This window comes from Enterobacter sp. Bisph1, from assembly GCF_000814905.1.
GTDB lineage: Bacteria > Pseudomonadota > Gammaproteobacteria > Enterobacterales > Enterobacteriaceae > Kosakonia.
Genome location: NZ_JXAG01000022.1, coordinates 66967 through 85101 on the forward strand (window position 1 = coordinate 66967; position 18135 = coordinate 85101).

Below are 18135 nucleotides of genomic sequence, written 5' to 3' on the forward strand. Positions count from 1 at the left end.
ATAACCAACGAAAGGTTGACTTTATTTCACCGGATACGCTTTCGTAAAGCAATAGTAAGCTGATATTCTACCACACTATGAGCAAAACACATTTAACAGAACAGAAGTTTTCCGACTTCGCCCTGCACCCAAAAGTGATAGAAGCCCTTGAATATAAAGGCTTTCATAATTGCACGCCTATTCAGGCTCTGGCTCTTCCGCTGACGCTGGCGGGCCGGGATGTTGCAGGTCAGGCGCAAACCGGTACCGGCAAAACGATGGCGTTTTTAACGTCAACGTTCCATTATCTTCTCTCTCACCCGGCAATTGATGACCGTAAAGTGAACCAGCCGCGCGCTATTATTATGGCGCCGACCCGTGAACTTGCTGTGCAGATTCATGCCGATGCGGAACCGCTCGCCCACTCGACCGGCCTGAAATTGGGTCTGGCTTACGGTGGCGACGGTTACGACAAACAGCTTAAAGTGCTCGAAAGCGGCGTCGATATTTTAATCGGCACCACCGGGCGACTCATCGATTACGCAAAACAAAACCATATTAACCTGGGCGCGATCCAGGTCGTGGTGCTCGACGAAGCCGATCGTATGTACGATTTGGGCTTTATCAAAGACATCCGCTGGCTGTTCCGCCGTATGCCGCCCGTGACGTCACGCCTGAATATGCTCTTCTCCGCCACGCTCTCCTACCGCGTACGTGAACTGGCGTTCGAGCAGATGAACAACGCAGAATACGTGGAAGTGGAACCGGAACAGAAAACGGGCCACCGCATTAAAGAAGAGCTTTTCTACCCGTCCAACGACGAGAAAATGCGCCTGCTGCAAACGCTTATTGAAGAAGAGTGGCCGGATCGCGCCATTATCTTCGCTAACACCAAACATCGTTGTGAAGATATTTGGGGCAGCCTGGCCGCCGATGGCCACCGCGTTGGTCTGTTGACCGGCGATGTGGCACAGAAAAAACGCCTGCGCATTCTTGATGAATTTACCCGTGGCGATCTGGATATTCTGGTTGCTACGGACGTTGCCGCGCGCGGTTTGCATATTCCGGCGGTAACGCACGTCTTTAACTACGATCTGCCCGACGATTGTGAAGATTACGTTCACCGTATCGGTCGTACCGGACGCGCAGGTGCCAGCGGTCATTCGATCAGCCTCGCCTGTGAAGAGTACGCGCTGAATCTGCCGGCAATCGAGACTTATATTGGTCACTCTATTCCGGTAAGCAAATACGATCCGGATGCCCTGCTCAGCGAACTGCCGCCGCCAAAACGTTTGACGCGTGCACGCTCTGGCAACGGTCCGCGCCGCAACAGTAGCGCGCCACGTAATCGTCGTCGTTCAGGTTAAAAAAATATGCTCGGTTCCGCCTCGCTCTATGCCGCAATTGATCTTGGATCTAACAGTTTTCATATGCTGGTTGTGCGCGAGGTGGCGGGAAGTATTCAGACGCTTTCGCGTATCAAACGTAAGGTTCGCCTGGCGGCCGGATTAAGCGCAGACAATCGCCTCTCACAAGAAGCGATGGAGCGCGGCTGGCAGTGCCTGCGCCTGTTTTCCGAACGTTTACAGGATATCCCGCAAGAGCAAATCCGGGTGGTAGCAACGGCCACGCTGCGCCTGGCGGTCAACGCGCGGGAGTTTCTCGACCAGGCGCAGGAAATCCTCGGTTGTCCAGTACAAGTTATTAGCGGTGAAGAAGAGGCGCGTCTGATTTATCAGGGCGTTGCGCATACTACTGGCGGTGCGGATCAGCGTTTGGTAGTTGATATCGGCGGCGCCAGCACCGAGCTGGTTACCGGTACCGGCGCGCAAACAACTTCTCTTTTCAGCCTGTCGATGGGCTGTGTCACCTGGCTTGAGCGTTTTTTTACCGATCGTAATCTCGCGCAGGAAAACTTTGCCGCAGCCGAACAGGCCGCGAGCGAGGTGTTGCGCCCGGTCGCCAATGAGCTACGCCGTCATGGCTGGAAGGTCTGCGTCGGCGCATCGGGTACGGTGCAGGCGCTGCAAGAGATCATGATGGCGCAGGGCATGGATGAGCGCATCACGCTGCCGAAACTGCAGCAGCTTAAGCAGCGCGCTATTCAGTGCGGGCGGCTTGAAGAGCTGGAAATTGAAGGCCTGACGCTGGAGCGCGCGCTGGTATTCCCCAGCGGTCTGGCGATCCTTATCGCTATCTTCACCGAATTGCATATCGAAAGTATGACGCTGGCGGGCGGCGCGCTGCGCGAAGGCCTCGTCTACGGTATGTTACATCTGGCGGTCGATGAAGATATTCGTCGCCGTACGCTGCGCAATATTCAGCGCCGTTTTATGATCGATACCGACCAGTCCCGACGGGTTTCCACCCTCGCGGGACGGTTCGAGCAGGGCGTGGCAAATGAATGGAACTTAGAAGCATATAGCCGCGATATTCTGCAAGTTGCCTGCGAATTGCATGAAATTGGCCTGAGTATTGAATTTAAACAGGCGCCGTTACACGCGGCCTGGCTAGTGCGAAATCTCGACTTGCCTGGCTTTACGCCTGCGCAAAAGAAACTGCTGGCGACCCTGCTGCTTAACCAAACCAATGCCGTTGATTTGTCATCGCTGCATCAGCAAAACGCGGTGCCACCGCGCGTAGCAGAGCATCTTTGCCGTCTGCTTCGTCTGGCGATCCTTTTCGCCAGCCGTCGTCGCGACGACTTATTGCCGGACATTGCCATCGCCGCGCAGGGAGAGAAACTGGTGCTGACCCTGCCGCAGGGTTGGCTGGCAAACCACCCGCTGGGTGCCGAGCTGATTGAACAGGAAAGCCAGTGGCAAAGTTACGTGCACTGGTCACTGGAAATCCGGTGATTCTGTCGATAAACAGGGCCTGCTAAGCGCAGGCTTTTTATTTTTCCTTCGCTTTTGCCAGCATCGCACGAATATTAGCCACATTGGCTTGCCCTTTATGCATCCGCTCTTCGGGGCTGACCACTTTCCGCTCCTGTTCCCAGTTAAGATCGTCCTGCGGTAGCTCCAGCAGGAAGCGGCTCGGTTCCGGGCGAACTAATTCGCCGTACTGACGGCGCTCTTTACACAGGGTAAACGTGAGCTCCTTCTGCGCACGGGTAATACCCACATAGGCCAGGCGCCGCTCTTCATCGATGTTGTCTTCATCAATACTGCTTTGATGGGGCAGAAGCCCCTCTTCCATGCCGACGAGGAAAACGTAGGGAAATTCCAGCCCCTTCGACGCATGCAGCGTCATTAACTGCACCTGGTCTGACTCATCGTCGCTCTCGCCGCGCTCCATCATGTCGCGCAGGGTAAAGCGAGTCACCACTTCCGCCAGCGTCATTGGCTCATCCAGCTCGCTGCCTTCCAGCATTTCCGTCATCCAGCCAAACAGCGTATTAACGTTTTTCATCCGCATTTCAGCCGCTTTCGGGCTGGCAGAAGTTTCAAACAACCAGGATTCGTAATCAATACCGTGAATTAAATCGCGCACCGCCGCAATGGGTTCACGTTCCGCTAAGCGCTGGATATCGCCCAGCCACTGAGTAAAACGCGTCAATGCTTCATAGCCGCGCCCGGTTAACGTTTGATTCAGGCCGACATCAAAGCTGGCGGCGAACAGGCTTTTATTACGCAACATCGCCCATTCGCCCAACTTCTGCAGTGTAGCCGAACCGATTTCTCGTTTTGGCGTATTGACGATGCGCAGAAAAGCACTGTCATCATCCGTATTGGTCAGCACCCGTAAATAGGCCAGTAAGTCTTTAATCTCCGGGCGCGAAAAGAACGATGTGCCGCCGGAAATTTTGTACGGAATGCGGTTTTGCATCAGGTACTTTTCAAATACCCGTGACTGGTGATTGCCGCGATAGAGTATCGCGTAATCTTTATATTCGGTTTTATTGACGAAGTGATGGGCTATCAGCTCACCGGTGACGCGCTCCGCTTCGTGCTCTTCGTGATTGGCGCTCAGCACTTTAAGCTCCGCACCATAGCCCAGTTCGGAGAAGAGCCGTTTTTCAAAAACATGCGGGTTATTGGCAATCAGAATATTCGCCGCTTTCAGAATACGTCCGGAAGAGCGGTAGTTTTGCTCCAGCTTTACCACCTGCAGCGCCGGAAAATCCTGGCTTAACAATACCAGGTTTTGCGGCCGTGCGCCGCGCCAGGAGTAGATCGACTGATCGTCATCCCCCACGACGGTAAAGCGCGCGCGCTGACCCACTAACAGTTTTACCAGCTCATACTGGCTGGTATTGGTATCCTGATACTCATCTACCAGCAGATAGCGAATCTTATTCTGCCAACGCTCGCGCACCTCTTCGTTGCGCTGCAGCAGCAGCGTCGGCAGGAGGATCAGATCGTCAAAATCCAGCACGTTGCAGGCCTTCATATGAGCATCGTACAGGCCGTAGCAGTGCGCAAAAATACGATCGCGCTCGCCGCTCGCGCGGGCTGCGGCCTGCGATGGCGTCAGCAGATCGTTTTTCCAGTTGGAGATCGTTGAGATCAGCTGTTGCAGCACCAGTTTGTCATCGTCGATCAGCCCTTCGGTGAGATCCTTTAGCAATGCGACCTGATCCGTATCGTCAAACAGGGAAAAGTTAGATTTCATCCCCAGCGCGGCGAACTCGCGTTTGATGATATTCAATCCCAGCGTATGAAAAGTGGAGATCATCAACCCGCGCGCCTCTTTGCGCCCCAGCGTCTGCGCAACACGCTCTTTCATTTCGCGCGCCGCTTTGTTGGTGAAGGTGACCGCAGCAATATGCCGTGCCTGATAGCCGCAGCCCCGAATCAGGTGCGCAATTTTATTGGTGATCACGCGTGTTTTGCCGGATCCCGCTCCCGCCAGCACCAGGCAAGGTCCGGTGACAAATTCGACGGCTTGTTGTTGTCCGGGGTTTAAACGCATAAAAAGATCGCTCGCTGAAAGGCTAAAAAGAGATACGCACCCTTCAATTTGCTTTGCGGCGCGCAATGCAAGACGCACGGATGAATATAGCGACAAGCGCAGCCAGCAAAGAGGCAGATTGAAGGTGTATAAAGGCGTGGTAGTATAGCCAGCCGAAACTCCCTCACTCAAGGCACGATCATGGCAAAAACCGCGGCAGCAATGCATATCCTTGTTAAAGAAGAGAAACTGGCACTGGATCTTCTGGAACAGCTTAAAAACGGCGGCGATTTCGAGAAGTTGGCGAAGAAACACTCAACCTGCCCGTCAGGCAAAAAAGGCGGCCATCTTGGCGAGTTCCGCCAGGGGCAAATGGTTCCCGCATTCGATAAAGTGGTGTTTTCCTGCCCGGAACTGGAACCTACCGGTCCGTTACACACCCAGTTCGGTTACCACATCATTAAAGTATTGTATCGCAAATAAAAAAACCGGATGGCGGCTGCGCCTTATCCGGCCTGGGCGATAAATTCCCCTGTGGATTTCAACGTGCCGGTAAACGACAAGGAAGTTCAGCCCGGCGGCATAGTTAACTCTATGGCCGGGCTTGTGTACGCTGAAAGGCGGGGGAATTAGCCTGCTACTGCGATACGTTTCATATCCGTCATATAGCCGCGCAGTTTCTGGCCCACTTGCTCAATGGCATGGCTGCGGATCGCATCATTCACATCGCGCAGCTGCGCATTGTCTACTGCCCCTTCGGCAATCGCTTTGCCCAGATCGCCCGTTTGCAGGGTGGTCATAAACTCTTTCAGCAGCGGTACGCAGGCATAGGAGAACAGATAGTTGCCGTACTCGGCGGTGTCAGAGATAACCACGTTCATCTCATACAGACGCTTACGCGCAATGGTGTTGGCAATCAGCGGCAGCTCGTGCAGAGACTCATAGTAAGCAGATTCTTCGATAATGCCGGAGTCGACCATGGTTTCGAATGCCAGCTCAACGCCCGCTTTCACCATCGCGATCATCAGTACGCCCTTATCAAAGTACTCTTGTTCGCTGATTTTACCTTCAAACTGCGGTGCGGTTTCGAACGCGGTTTTACCGGTCTCTTCACGCCAGGTCAGCAGTTTCTTATCGTCGTTTGCCCAGTCTGCCATCATGCCGGATGAGAATTCGCCGGAGATAATGTCATCCATATGTTTCTGGAACAGTGGTGCCATGATACCTTTCAGCTGTTCAGAGAGTGCATAAGCACGCAGTTTCGCCGGGTTGGAGAGACGATCCATCATCAGCGTGATCCCGCCCTGCTTGAGGGCTTCGGTGATGGTTTCCCAGCCGAACTGAATCAGTTTTTCAGCATAAGCCGCATCGGTACCGTCGGCCACCAGCTTGTCAAAGCACAGCAGCGATCCCGCCTGCAGCATACCGCAGAGAATGGTTTGCTCGCCCATCAGGTCAGATTTCACTTCCGCAACGAAAGAAGATTCCAGAACGCCCGCGCGATGACCGCCGGTTGCCGCCGCCCAGGCTTTAGCAATCGCCATCCCTTCGCCTTTCGGATCGTTCTCCGGGTGAACGGCGATCAGGGTCGGTACGCCAAAACCGCGTTTGTACTCTTCACGCACTTCAGTGCCTGGGCACTTCGGCGCAACCATCACCACGGTGATGTCTTTACGGATCTGCTCACCCACTTCCACGATGTTGAAGCCATGGGAGTAACCGAGTGCCGCACCGTCTTTCATCAGCGGCTGCACGGAACGCACAACATCAGAGTGCTGTTTGTCCGGCGTCAGGTTTACTACCAGATCCGCCTGCGGGATCAGCTCTTCATAGGTGCCGACTTTAAAGCCGTTTTCTGTCGCTTTACGCCAGGAGGCACGTTTTTCCGCAATGGCTTCGGCACGCAGAGCGTAAGAGATGTCCAGACCGGAGTCGCGCATATTCAGGCCCTGATTCAGCCCCTGCGCGCCGCAGCCGACGATGACCACTTTTTTACCCTGAAGGTAGCTTGCGCCATCGGCAAATTCATCACGCCCCATAAAGCGGCATTTGCCCAGCTGCGCCAGCTGCTGGCGCAGGTTCAGTGTATTAAAGTAGTTAGCCATGGTGAAACCTCGTTGTGTTGTTGTGCTTATTGTTCGATTCGCTTGTTTCGCGAGATTGAACCCACTATATGACAGGAAATGCGTTGCTTAAATTGATATATTAACAATGTCACATTGCAATTTTTGCAATGTAAATTTGTGGAGCCTGTCTCATGGATTTACGCGATCTGAAAACGTTTCTGCATTTGGCGGAAAGCCGCCATTTTGGCCGCAGTGCGCGCGCCATGCACGTCAGTCCCTCCACACTATCGCGCCAGATTCAGCGGCTGGAAGAAGATCTCGGACAGCCGTTGTTTGTGCGCGATAACCGCACCGTCACCCTGACCGAAGCGGGAGAAGAGCTGCGCATCTTCGCTCAACAAACTTTATTGCAGTATCAGCAACTCCGCCACACCATCGACCAACAAGGCCCGTCGCTCTCCGGCGAGCTGCATCTGTTCTGTTCCGTCACCGCCGCCTACAGCCACTTGCCACCGATTCTGGATCGCTTCCGGGCGGAGCATCCATCGGTAGAGATCAAACTCACCACCGGCGATGCCGCCGATGCGATGGAGAAAGTGGTCACCGGCGAGGCGGATTTGGCGATTGCCGGTAAACCGGAAACCCTGCCCGGCGCGGTCGCCTTTTCGATGCTGGAAAACCTGGCGGTGGTGCTGATTGCACCGGCGCTGCCGTGTCCGGTGCGTAACCAGGTTTCACAACCCGAACCCGACTGGTCCACCGTGCCGTTTATCATGGCGGATCAGGGCCCGGTACGCCGTCGCATTGAGCTGTGGTTCCGGCGCCATAAAATCAGTAACCCGTCCATTTACGCCACCGTCGGCGGTCACGAAGCGATGGTATCGATGGTCGCACTGGGCTGCGGCGTGGCGCTGATCCCGGAAGTGGTGCTGGAAAACAGCCCGGAACCGGTGCGTAATCGCGTGATGATCCTCGAACGCAGCGATGAAAAAACACCCTTTGAGCTTGGCGTGTGCGCACAAAAAAAGCGGCTCTATGAGCCGCTTATCGATGCGTTCTGGAAAATCCTGCCGAGCAATTAACCGGCAAGGAAAAACTTGAATGCCGGGTTCTGCGTTTCGTCATGGCATTCGTAGCCGAGTTCATTAAGGCGGGTTTCGAAATCCGGCTCGTGTTCACTCAGCTCAAACGCGGCCAGCACGCGGCCATAATCCGTACCGTGGCTGCGATAGTGGAACAGGGAAATATTCCAGTGCGTCCCCAGGGTATGCAGAAATTTCAGCAGCGCGCCGGGTGATTCCGGGAACTCAAAACTGTAAAGGCGTTCGCGCAGCGGTTTCGACGGTCGCCCGCCCACCATGTAACGCACGTGCAGCTTCGCCATCTCATCGTCCGAGAGATCGACCACGCTATAGCCCCCGTTATGCAGCAGTTCGAGGATCTCTTTACGCTCCTCAAGCCCGCGGCTTAAACGCACACCTACAAAAATGCAGGCCGCTTTGGCATCGGCGAAACGGTAGTTGAACTCGGTAACGGATCGCCCACCAAGGAGCTGGCAAAACGTAAAGAAACTGCCTTTCTCTTCCGGAATGGTGACCGCCAGCAGAGCTTCACGCTGCTCACCCAGTTCGCATCGCTCGGAAACATAACGCAAACCGTGGAAGTTCACGTTCGCACCGGAAAGCACATGCGCCAGGCGTTCGCCGCGAATATTGTGCTTCGCGATGTATTTCTTCATACCCGCCAGCGCCAGTGCGCCAGACGGTTCCGCCACGGCGCGAACATCTTCAAACAGATCTTTCATCGCCGCGCAAATCGCATCGCTGTCGACGGTAATAATATCGTCGAGATACTCCTGGCAGAGACGGAAGGTTTCGTTGCCAATGCGTTTTACCGCTACGCCTTCCGCAAACAGCCCGACGCGAGGCAGATCAACCGGATGCCCGGCATCCAGCGCCGCTTTCAGACAGGCAGACTCTTCCGCTTCCACAGCAATCACTTGAATTTGCGGCATCAGCTGTTTGATTAACACCGCCACGCCTGCCGCTAAACCGCCGCCGCCAACCGGCACAAAAACGCGATCGAGATGGGCGTCCTGTTGCAGCAGTTCCAGCGCCAGCGTGCCCTGACCGGCAATAACCATCGGATGATCAAACGGCGGCACAAAGGTGAAGCCTTGCTGTTCGGCAAGCTCGATGGCCATAGCTTTCGCTTCGTCGAAGTTAGCGCCGTGCAGCAGCACTTCACCACCAAAAGCACGCACCGCATCCACTTTGATATCGGCCGTCGCCACCGGCATCACAATCAGCGATTTGATCCCGAGGCGCGTGGATGACATCGCCACGCCCTGTGCATGGTTGCCTGCCGACGCGGTAATGACGCCGTTAGCTTTTTGCTCGGCGCTTAAACCGGCAATCATGGCGTACGCGCCGCGCAGCTTAAAACTGTGTACGGGCTGGCGATCTTCGCGCTTCACCAGAATCACATTGTCGAGACGCGAAGAGAGCTTTTCCATTTTTTGCAGCGGCGTGACCTGCGCCGCTTCATACACCGGTGCGCGCAGCACCGCTCTCAGATACTCCGCCCCTTCGGGGGCGGCTGAGAGGGGTTGGGATTCGGCCATTATTAACCCCCGAGTTTGGATTTATCGCGCACTGCGCCTTTATCCGCACTGGTCGCAAGGCTGGCATACGCGCGCAGGGCGAAAGAGACCTGACGTTCACGATCGACCGGCGTCCAGGCTTTATCGCCACGGGCTTCTTGCGCTTCACGACGCGCGGCAAGCTCTCGATCGCTCACCTGCAGCTGCATGCTACGGTTCGGGATATCAATCGCAATAATGTCGCCCTCTTCGATAAGGCCGATATTGCCGCCGCTCGCCGCTTCCGGAGAAACGTGGCCGATAGAGAGACCCGAAGTCCCGCCGGAGAAGCGCCCGTCGGTGATCAGCGCGCACGCTTTGCCAAGCCCCATGGATTTCAGGAAGCTGGTCGGATAGAGCATCTCCTGCATACCCGGCCCGCCTTTCGGCCCTTCGTAACGGATTACCACCACATCGCCAGCAATAACTTTGCCGCCGAGAATGGCCTCAACCGCCGCGTCCTGGCTTTCGAACACTTTTGCCGGGCCGGTAAAGGTCAGATTGCTATCATCCACGCCGGCGGTTTTTACAATACTGCCGTTTTCCGCGAAGTTGCCGTAAAGCACCGCCAGACCGCCATCCTGGCTGTAGGCATGTTCCAGCGAGCGGATACAACCTTCGGCGCGATCGTCATCCAGCGTGTCCCAGCGGCAATCCTGCGAGAACGCCTGCGTGGTACGAATACCCGCCGGGCCGGCGCGGAACATAGTTTTTACCGCCTCGTCCTGCGTCAGCATCACATCGTACTGCTCAAGGGTTTGCGGCAGCGTCAGGCCCAACACGTTTTTCACGTCGCGGTTCAACAAGTTCGCGCGATCCAGCTCACCTAAAATACCCAGCACGCCGCCGGCGCGGTGTACATCTTCCATATGGTATTTCTGCGTACTCGGCGCGACTTTACACAGCTGAGGCACTTTACGGGAGAGCTTGTCGATATCACTCATGGTGAAATCTATCTCTGCTTCCTGTGCGGCGGCCAGCAGATGCAGAACGGTGTTTGTCGAGCCGCCCATGGCGATATCCAGCGTCATGGCATTTTCAAACGCCGCTTTGCTGGCGATCGCGCGCGGCAGTGCGCTGGCATCGTCCTGCTCGTAATAGCGTTTTGTCAGCTCAACAATGCGTTTGCCAGCGTTAAGAAAGAGTGCTTTACGATCGGCATGGGTCGCCAGCAGTGAACCGTTCCCCGGCTGCGACAGACCCAGCGCTTCGGTCAGGCAGTTCATGGAGTTGGCGGTAAACATACCGGAACAGGAGCCACAGGTTGGGCAGGCGGAGCGTTCCACCTGATCGCTCTGGTCATCCGAGACTTTCGGATCGGCGCCCTGAATCATAGCGTCGACCAGATCGAGTTTAATTATCTGGTTGGAGAGTTTGGTTTTCCCGGCTTCCATCGGGCCGCCGGAGACAAAAATTACCGGAATATTCAGGCGCAGAGAGGCCATCAGCATCCCCGGGGTAATTTTGTCGCAGTTGGAAATACACACCATCGCGTCAGCGCAGTGGGCATTCACCATATATTCAACAGAGTCTGCAATCAGCTCGCGGGAAGGCAGTGAGTAAAGCATGCCGCCGTGGCCCATAGCGATACCATCATCAACGGCGATAGTGTTGAACTCTTTCGCCACGCCGCCTGCGGCTTCGATTTGCTCCGCAACCAGCTTACCAAGATCGCGCAGGTGAACGTGGCCCGGCACGAACTGGGTAAAGGAGTTTACGACGGCAATAATCGGCTTGCCGAAATCGGCGTCGGTCATTCCGGTTGCGCGCCACAGCGCGCGGGCACCCGCCATATTACGGCCATGGGTGGTGGTGGCGGAACGGTACTTAGGCATGCTCTTTTTACTCCCGTCTGTCTCCCGTTACCCTTTGCGCCGCCGCTACGTTGGCTGCAGCGCAAACGAGTGTGGGAAAATAAATTTATTGTTATGAATTAACCTGATCCAACCAGCCCCATTTATCTTCCGTTTCACCGGTGAAGAGGCCAAAGAATGCTTGCTGAATACGTTTGGTGACCGGGCCGCAACGACCTTCGCCAACCTGAATACCGTCGACGCTGCGTACCGGCGTAATTTCCGCTGCGGTACCGGACATAAAGACTTCATCCGCCAGGTAGAGCGATTCGCGGGAAAGGACCTGTTCGCGAACTTCGATGTTTAATTCTTTCGCCAGCTTGATAATCGCATCGCGGGTAATGCCCGGCAGCGCGGAAGAGGTAAACGGCGGTGTGAACAACACGCCATCTTTCACTTCAAACAGGTTTTCGCCAGCGCCTTCTGAGATGTAGCCATTAACATCCAGCGCGATCCCTTCCTGATAACCGTGACGACGCGCTTCGCTACCTACCAACAGGGAAGAGAGATAGTTACCACCGGCTTTAGCGGCAGTTGGGATGGTGTTTGGCGCTACGCGGTTCCATGAAGACACCATCGCATCGATCCCCTGATCCAGCGCTTCCGCACCAAGATAAGCACCCCACGGGAACGCGGCGATGATCACGTCAGTGGTATAGCCCGCCGGTGGATTAACGCCCATCCCTACATCGCCGACGAATACCAGCGGACGAATATAAGCGCTGGTCAGATTGTTTTTACGAATCACCGCACGGCAGGCTTCCATCAGCTCGTCAACGCTCTGAGAGACCGGGAAACGGTAGATCTTGGCGGAGTCACGCAGGCGCTGCATATGTTCGCGATGGCGGAAGACTACCGGGCCTTTGTGCGAGTCATAGCAACGGATACCTTCAAACACGGAAGTACCGTAATGCAGGGCGTGGGACATCACATGAACCTTTGCGTCTTCCCAACGAACCATCTCGCCATTGGACCAAATGTAGTCTGCTTTTTTCGTCGTCATTGTTCTTCCTTTTGCGCTTACGCGCGGATTTGTTGTGATTGTGATGATGTGGCGCGCTGGCTGATATCAACCCGGGCAACGTCAATAAGTTTGCTCAACTGACTAAACAGTAATTCGACAGGCCGCGGGCTGGCAACGGTCAATTCGATATTTATGTTGCGCGCGTCGCTGGCGGTTTCCATATTCATGGCACAGACCTGAAAGCCACGGTGACGCACCACACGCAATACGCGCTCTAATGTTTCGGGATTGAAGCGAGCCTCAACGGCTACCTGATGTTGCATCATGATAATTTCTCCAGCATTTGTGCGTTACTGGCACCGGGCGGCACCAACGGCCAGACATTCTCAAGTTCGTCGATTGAGACATGCAGCAGGTATGGCCCAGGGCTCGCAAGCATTGTGTCGAGTGCCGTTTCAACCTGGTCTTTACGAGTAATGTGCTGGCCGGGGATACCGAAAGCGCTGGCCAGAACGAGGAAATCGGGGTTATCAGTCAGGGTCGTTTCACTATAACGTTCATTGAAGAATAACTGCTGCCACTGGCGAACCATGCCTAAACGCTGGTTGTCCAGTAAGACAATCTTCAGCGGTAACTGCTTGCGTTTCACGGTGCCGAGCTCCTGCACATTCATCATGAAGGAGCCGTCACCGGAGATACAGATTACCGTATCGTTCGGACGGGCAACCTGCGCGCCAACGGCGGCAGGCAGGCCGAAGCCCATCGTACCCAACCCGCTGGAGGTGATGAAGTTTTCCGGGCGGGTAATATTCAAATGCTGTGCCGCCCACATCTGATGCTGGCCCACATCGGTAGTGACCACGCTCTCAGGGGGTTTGCGATCGGAGAGCTGTTTTAACAACAGCGGCGCATAAATAGCGTCGCCGGGATGATCGTAGCGCCAGCTATGCTCGCGACGCAGATCGGCAGTGTAGTGTCGCCAGGCATCAATCGCCAACGGCTGTTTTAGCGCTGGCAGTAGCACGTTTAACTCTCCCTGCAACGCGACATGGGCCTGACGCAGCTTGCTCATTTCTGCCGGGTCGATATCCATATGGATGACTTTGGCGTTCGGTGCGAAGGTGTTCAGCTTGCCGGTGACGCGATCGTCAAAGCGGGCACCAACGGCGATCAATAAATCACACTCCTGAACAGCATAGTTTGCCGCCTTCGTGCCGTGCATCCCCAGCATGCCGAGATAATATTCATAATCCGCTTCGACCGCGCCCAGCCCTTTCAGGGTGCAAGCCACTGGGATTTGCGTGACGGCAAGAAAGTCGCGCAGCGCCGGAACCGCCTGCGCCATACCGACGCCGCCGCCAACGTAGAGCATCGGTTTTTGCGCCTGCGCCAGCATCCGCGCCGCCTGTTCAACTTCCGCCTGCGGGAAATAAGCCTCGTCATCAACGGTCACAAACCAGGGCTCCAGCTCGCCAACTGCCAGCTGAATGTCTTTCGGAATATCAACCAGAACCGGACCGGGGCGGCCCGAGTTGGCCACGTGGAAAGCCTCAGCCAGCACGCGTGGTAACTCTTCCAGCGACTCGACCAAAAAACTGTGTTTGGTGCAAGCGAGGGATAAACCCAGGACGTCAACTTCCTGAAACGCGTCGGTTCCGATAAGCGGCGCGGCAACCTGTCCGGTGATCGCGACAACCGGCACCGAATCTAATAACGCGTCGGCAAGACCGGTAATGAGATTGGTGGCGCCGGGACCAGAAGTGGCAATACAGACGCCGGTTTTACCCGTCGCACGGGCGTAGCCAATAGCCGCCATCGCCGCTCCCTGCTCGTGCCGACACAGTAGGTGTTCCACGCCGCCGTCATACAATGCATCGTAAACCGGCATAATTGCGCCGCCCGGATAGCCGAAGACGATATCGACTTTCTGTGCCCGCAACGCATGTACTACCCACTGTGCGCCATTCATAGTTAGTTCCCCGTCCGATATCGGAAGTAACAGAATTTTGTGCTGAAACTCATTCTCTGCTCCTCATGTATGTTTTTAGGTCATAAAAAAACCCCCGGACCTTTCGGTGCGGGGGTCTTAGTTCGTTAAGGCTTGTTTTTTAAGCCTTTCCTCGTCCAAGTGCAGCCCCGCACGGTGGGATAATAATCACCACCACGCTAATCACGACCAGGCTAATCACTCGTAGAAGGGCTTTCATGTGTGTTCGTTCTTGCTTCATGTTCGAAGGAATACCTAAAGAGGTAACACAGATTTGTGATGGGAGACAAGAAAAATTTATGGCTCGTTTTGCGGCTAGTTTTACAAATCTTTTAAAGCCATTGTTTTTTATAGATAAAAATCTAATGAAAAATTTTCACCCTTTAAAGCAATTCTGAACGTTGCGATCGTCTTTCCATAATGTTGCAAGAAGAAGCCATTTGCATCGAAGTTCGTGAATTGTGCACGCAAATCCCGTCTTTCACTAATGCACCAACAATAATGAAAACCGATAATGCGCGGGCAAAGGAGGCGCTATGGCATTGTCTGTTATCTATACGCGAGCGGCATTAGGCGTGACGGCACCGCTGGTCACCGTCGAGGTGCACATCAGCAATGGGCTGCCGGGGCTGACTATCGTTGGGCTGCCGGAAACCACGGTAAAAGAGGCTCGCGATCGGGTGCGTAGCGCAATCATCAACAGTGGTTATGAATTCCCCGCTAAACGCATCACCATTAATCTTGCGCCTGCGGATCTGCCCAAGGAGGGCGGGCGATATGATTTGCCTATCGCTATTGCGCTTCTCTCCGCCTCTGAGCAGCTAACGGCTTCGGAGTTAACCCGGTATGAGTTTGTCGGCGAACTGGCCCTTACAGGCGCTTTGCGCGGCGTTCCCGGCGCGATTTCTTCGGTTATGGAAGCCGTAAAAGCCGACAGGCGCATTATTATTGCCAGAGAAAATGAAGCTGAAGCAAGCCTGACAGAAACCGAGGATTGCCTCATCGCCGATCATTTGCAGGAGGTTTGTGCCTTTGTAGAAGGCAAACGGGCGTTAGCGCCACCGGCCCCCTTTTGCAGTAGCCAGGAGGCATACAGGGAGGATTTAAGCGATGTTATTGGTCAGGAGCAAGGAAAGCGTGCACTGGAGATAACCGCAGCAGGCGGGCATAACCTATTGTTGATAGGGCCACCGGGGACAGGAAAGACAATGTTGGCCACTCGGCTCCGGGGATTGATGCCGCCCTTAAACAATCAGGAAGCGTTGGAAAGCGCAGCCATTATGAGCGTGGTTAACACAGCGGTGCTTGCCCGTCACTGGCGCAGGCGGCCATTCAGAGCGCCTCACCATAGCGCTTCGCTGGTAGCCCTTGTTGGCGGGGGCTCTATACCCGGCCCGGGCGAAATCTCACTGGCGCATAATGGCGTGTTATTTCTGGACGAATTACCTGAGTTTGAGCGTCGCGCACTTGATGCCCTACGTGAGCCCATTGAGTCCGGGCAGATTCATCTGTCGCGTGCGCGAGCGAAAGTGACTTATCCTGCGCGTTTTCAGTTAATCGCCGCGATGAATCCCAGCCCCACGGGCCACTATCAAGGAAAACATAACCGCTGCACGCCAGAACAAACGCTACGCTATCTGGGAAAGCTTTCGGGGCCTTTTCTCGATCGCTTTGACCTGTCACTGGAGATCCCGTTACTGAAACCAGGCTTAATGAGCCAGCCGCAACATCCAGGAGAAAGCAGCGAGACCGTGCGTTTACGCGTTCTTCAAGCCCAGGCATGGCAGTATCAGCGGCAGAATAAACTTAATGCGCGTTTAGACAGCAGCGAGACAAAACAGATCTGTGGGCTTAGCAGGGAAGATGGGAGCTGGCTGGAGGAGACGTTAACGCGCCTCGGTTTATCCGTGCGCGCCTGGCAGCGGCTGTTGAAAGTGGCACGTACGATTGCCGATATTGAACAGCAAGAGGCTATTCAGCGGTCACATCTACAAGAAGCACTAAGCTACCGCGCCATTGACAGGTTGCTGATACATCTGCAAAAGATGCTGGCGTAGAAAAGGGGCCGTAGCCCCTTTTCTCTTAGTCGTCGGAATCTGTGAAGTCTTCCGCACCTTCCATCTGCGGTTTTCCGCCGGACAGCGTGTGAAAACGCTTCGGACGTTTAATCCGTGCCATATACTTGATCCACACACGTTCAGCTTCAGTGTTAGGTTCACGCTCTCCACGGCACACTGCAACGAATTGCGATTCTTCTTCCGTCATAGGTTCGCGCTTGCCGAGTTCCAGCTCGTTAAAAGCATATCCATGACGCTCAAGCAGTTGAGCCTCTTTGATGGTGAAATCACCGTGGCGAGAGAACCCGCGTGGATAATTTTTATTGTCGAAAAAACGATTCGTCGTCGTAAAGCTTTCCGCCATCCTGCACGCTCCTAATTCTTTGGCCGAGCTATTTATGGCGCGGAGTATTAGTTACGCTTGACAGAGTGTAAAACAAAACATTTAAATCATTACGACAAATTTTTTTGTGGAGAAAGCTGTGGATACGGAATTGTTAAAAACTTTCCTCGAAGTAAGCAGGACACGTCATTTCGGTCGCGCAGCCGAAGCGCTCTATCTTACCCAGTCCGCGGTGAGTTTTCGTATTCGCCAGCTTGAGAACCAACTGGGCGTTAACCTCTTTACGCGCCATCGCAATAATATCCGCCTGACGGCAGCGGGAGAGAAGCTGTTGCCTTATGCGGAAACCTTGATGAGTACATGGCAAGCAGCAAGAAAGGAAGTGGCGCATACTTCGCGACATCACCAATTTTCTATTGGTGCCAATGCGTCGTTATGGGAATGCATGCTTAGCGATTGGTTAACCAGGCTCTATAGCCTGCAGGGAAATCTGCAGTTCGAAGCACGCATTGCCCAACGACAATCTTTGGTTAAACAACTCCATGAACGGCAGCTCGATCTTTTGATCACCACTGAAACGCCCAAAATGGACGAGTTTAGTAGCCAGTTGCTTGGTCATTTCACCCTGGCGCTTTACTGCGCAGCGCCGGAAAAGAGTAAGTCAGAACTGAATTATTTACGTCTCGAATGGGGGCCTGATTTTCAGCAGCACGAAGCGGAATTAATTGCCAGTGATGATGTACCCACCTTGACGACCAGTTCAGCAGAAGTGGCCCATCAGTTACTGCCGCAGTTGAATGGTTATACCTGGCTGCCTGTTTCATGGGCAGAGCAAAAAGAAGCGCTTCATCCGGTTGCCGACACCGCTACGCTTTCCCGCCCGCTGTATGCCATTTGGCTACAAAACAGTGATAAGCAGAACCAGATTCGCGACCTTTTGAAGATCAAAGTGATTGATTAATCAGGCCCGGCAAGGATGCCGGGATCAGCGCGCTGGGCGCTTTTATGGAGGGAATTAGCGAAGCGTCTGGAAAAAAGGCAAAAAAAAATCCTTAGCAAATGCTAAGGATTATTTCTGGCAGGGGCGGAGGGACTCGAACCCCCAACACCCGGTTTTGGAGACCGGTGCTCTACCAATTGAACTACGCCCCTAATTAGGGTGGCGGAACGGACGGGACTCGAACCCGCGACCCCCTGCGTGACAGGCAGGTATTCTAACCGACTGAACTACCGCTCCACCGAATTTCTTTTACAGCCACCGGTTTAATGCCCCGGTTTTTCTTGCTAATTTGATGCCTGGCAGTTCCCTACTCTCGCATGGGGAGACCCCACACTACCATCGGCGCTAC

At 54.6% G+C, this 18135-nt stretch carries 15 protein-coding genes and 2 tRNA genes; 6 read left to right on the forward strand and 11 right to left on the reverse strand.

The window, feature by feature from the left end:
- Positions 1–77 precede the first annotated feature (77 nt).
- Positions 78–1346 carry an ATP-dependent RNA helicase RhlB gene (gene rhlB / locus RW65_RS02490; protein WP_039055073.1) on the forward strand — a complete coding sequence of 423 codons (1269 nt, stop codon included), beginning with the start codon at positions 78–80 and terminating at the stop codon, positions 1344–1346.
- 6 nt (positions 1347–1352) lie between these two features.
- Complete coding sequence (gene ppx, locus RW65_RS02495) at positions 1353–2837, forward strand: exopolyphosphatase (RefSeq protein WP_039055074.1); 1485 nt, start codon at positions 1353–1355, stop codon at positions 2835–2837.
- A gap of 37 nt (positions 2838–2874) precedes the next feature.
- Here the strand turns inward: ppx and rep are convergent, their stop codons facing one another.
- Positions 2875–4896 (reverse strand): DNA helicase Rep, encoded by a 2022-nt coding sequence (rep, locus tag RW65_RS02500; protein ID WP_039055075.1) that lies wholly within the window; start codon positions 4894–4896, stop codon positions 2875–2877.
- 180 nt (positions 4897–5076) lie between these two features.
- On the opposite strand from rep, the gene ppiC reads away from it, so the two are divergent.
- The gene (ppiC, locus tag RW65_RS02505) at positions 5077–5358 is read left to right on the forward strand and encodes a peptidylprolyl isomerase PpiC (RefSeq protein ID WP_039055076.1); all 282 of its coding nucleotides are present in this window, start codon (positions 5077–5079) and stop codon (positions 5356–5358) included.
- A 146-nt stretch (positions 5359–5504) separates the two neighbouring features.
- Here ppiC and ilvC read toward each other — a convergent pair whose 3' ends face one another.
- A complete protein-coding gene (gene ilvC / locus RW65_RS02510) occupies positions 5505–6980 on the reverse strand; it encodes a ketol-acid reductoisomerase (protein WP_039055077.1) in 1476 nt (491 codons plus the stop codon).
- Positions 6981–7132: 152 nt separating this feature from the next.
- Here ilvC and ilvY point away from each other — a divergent pair, with 152 nt between their 5' ends.
- Positions 7133–8023, forward strand: a complete 891-nt coding sequence (gene ilvY / locus RW65_RS02515) for an HTH-type transcriptional activator IlvY (protein ID WP_039055078.1) — start codon at positions 7133–7135, stop codon at positions 8021–8023.
- On the opposite strand, the gene ilvA is transcribed toward ilvY, so the two are convergent.
- From ilvA to ilvL, 6 genes are all read right to left on the reverse strand, one after another.
- The gene (ilvA, locus tag RW65_RS02520) at positions 8020–9564 is read right to left on the reverse strand and encodes a threonine ammonia-lyase, biosynthetic (protein WP_039055080.1); all 1545 of its coding nucleotides are present in this window, start codon (positions 9562–9564) and stop codon (positions 8020–8022) included. The genes ilvY and ilvA overlap by 4 nt on opposite strands.
- Positions 9565–9566: 2 nt before the next feature.
- On the reverse strand, positions 9567–11417 hold the full coding sequence (ilvD, locus tag RW65_RS02525; RefSeq protein WP_039055081.1) for a dihydroxy-acid dehydratase: 1851 nt from the start codon (positions 11415–11417) through the stop codon (positions 9567–9569).
- A 91-nt stretch (positions 11418–11508) separates the two neighbouring features.
- On the reverse strand, positions 11509–12438 hold the full coding sequence (locus tag RW65_RS02530) for a branched-chain-amino-acid transaminase (protein WP_039055083.1): 930 nt from the start codon (positions 12436–12438) through the stop codon (positions 11509–11511).
- 17 nt (positions 12439–12455) lie between these two features.
- Positions 12456–12725 (reverse strand): acetolactate synthase 2 small subunit, encoded by a 270-nt coding sequence (gene ilvM / locus RW65_RS02535; protein ID WP_039055084.1) that lies wholly within the window; start codon positions 12723–12725, stop codon positions 12456–12458.
- Positions 12722–14368, reverse strand: coding sequence for an acetolactate synthase 2 catalytic subunit (ilvG, locus tag RW65_RS02540; RefSeq protein WP_039055085.1), 1647 nt, complete (start codon positions 14366–14368; stop codon positions 12722–12724). The genes ilvM and ilvG overlap by 4 nt, the downstream gene beginning before the upstream one ends.
- 139 nt (positions 14369–14507) lie before the next feature.
- Entirely contained in the window at positions 14508–14606 is a 99-nt protein-coding gene (gene ilvL, locus RW65_RS21530) for an ilv operon leader peptide (protein WP_015966468.1), read from the reverse strand.
- Between the two features lie 316 nt (positions 14607–14922).
- On the opposite strand from ilvL, the gene RW65_RS02545 reads away from it, so the two are divergent.
- Positions 14923–16443: a YifB family Mg chelatase-like AAA ATPase gene (locus RW65_RS02545; protein WP_039055086.1), complete on the forward strand. Its 1521-nt coding sequence runs from the start codon at positions 14923–14925 to the stop codon at positions 16441–16443.
- Positions 16444–16468: 25 nt separating this feature from the next.
- On the opposite strand, the gene RW65_RS02550 is transcribed toward RW65_RS02545, so the two are convergent.
- Complete coding sequence (locus RW65_RS02550) at positions 16469–16807, reverse strand: MaoP family protein (protein WP_039055087.1); 339 nt, start codon at positions 16805–16807, stop codon at positions 16469–16471.
- A 106-nt stretch (positions 16808–16913) separates the two neighbouring features.
- Between RW65_RS02550 and hdfR the strand changes: the two genes are divergently transcribed.
- Positions 16914–17747, forward strand: a complete 834-nt coding sequence (gene hdfR, locus RW65_RS02555; RefSeq protein WP_156123951.1) for an HTH-type transcriptional regulator HdfR — start codon at positions 16914–16916, stop codon at positions 17745–17747.
- Between the two features lie 115 nt (positions 17748–17862).
- On the opposite strand, the gene RW65_RS02560 is transcribed toward hdfR, so the two are convergent.
- Together RW65_RS02560 and RW65_RS02565 are read right to left on the reverse strand one after the other, a co-directional pair.
- Positions 17863–17938: transfer RNA gene (locus RW65_RS02560), tRNA-Trp, on the reverse strand.
- A gap of 8 nt (positions 17939–17946) precedes the next feature.
- Positions 17947–18023: transfer RNA gene (locus RW65_RS02565), tRNA-Asp, on the reverse strand.
- Positions 18024–18135 lie beyond the last annotated feature (112 nt).

Excerpts from the sequence above, each read along its gene's own strand:
- ilvM (WP_039055084.1), bottom strand. The coding sequence starts at position 12,725 with ATGATGCAACATCAGGTAGCCGTTGAGGCTCGCTTCAATCCCGAAACA.
- ilvA (WP_039055080.1), bottom strand. The coding sequence starts at position 9,564 with ATGGCCGAATCCCAACCCCTCTCAGCCGCCCCCGAAGGGGCGGAGTAT.
- RW65_RS02545 (WP_039055086.1), top strand. The coding sequence starts at position 14,923 with ATGGCATTGTCTGTTATCTATACGCGAGCGGCATTAGGCGTGACGGCA.
- rep (WP_039055075.1), bottom strand. The coding sequence starts at position 4,896 with ATGCGTTTAAACCCCGGACAACAACAAGCCGTCGAATTTGTCACCGGA.
- ppx (WP_039055074.1), top strand. The coding sequence starts at position 1,353 with ATGCTCGGTTCCGCCTCGCTCTATGCCGCAATTGATCTTGGATCTAAC.
- ilvG (WP_039055085.1), bottom strand. The coding sequence starts at position 14,368 with ATGAATGGCGCACAGTGGGTAGTACATGCGTTGCGGGCACAGAAAGTC.
- ilvL (WP_015966468.1), bottom strand. The coding sequence starts at position 14,606 with ATGAAAGCCCTTCTACGAGTGATTAGCCTGGTCGTGATTAGCGTGGTG.
- ilvC (WP_039055077.1), bottom strand. The coding sequence starts at position 6,980 with ATGGCTAACTACTTTAATACACTGAACCTGCGCCAGCAGCTGGCGCAG.
- RW65_RS02530 (WP_039055083.1), bottom strand. The coding sequence starts at position 12,438 with ATGACGACGAAAAAAGCAGACTACATTTGGTCCAATGGCGAGATGGTT.
- ppiC (WP_039055076.1), top strand. The coding sequence starts at position 5,077 with ATGGCAAAAACCGCGGCAGCAATGCATATCCTTGTTAAAGAAGAGAAA.
- rhlB (WP_039055073.1), top strand. The coding sequence starts at position 78 with ATGAGCAAAACACATTTAACAGAACAGAAGTTTTCCGACTTCGCCCTG.
- ilvD (WP_039055081.1), bottom strand. The coding sequence starts at position 11,417 with ATGCCTAAGTACCGTTCCGCCACCACCACCCATGGCCGTAATATGGCG.
- ilvY (WP_039055078.1), top strand. The coding sequence starts at position 7,133 with ATGGATTTACGCGATCTGAAAACGTTTCTGCATTTGGCGGAAAGCCGC.
- RW65_RS02550 (WP_039055087.1), bottom strand. The coding sequence starts at position 16,807 with ATGGCGGAAAGCTTTACGACGACGAATCGTTTTTTCGACAATAAAAAT.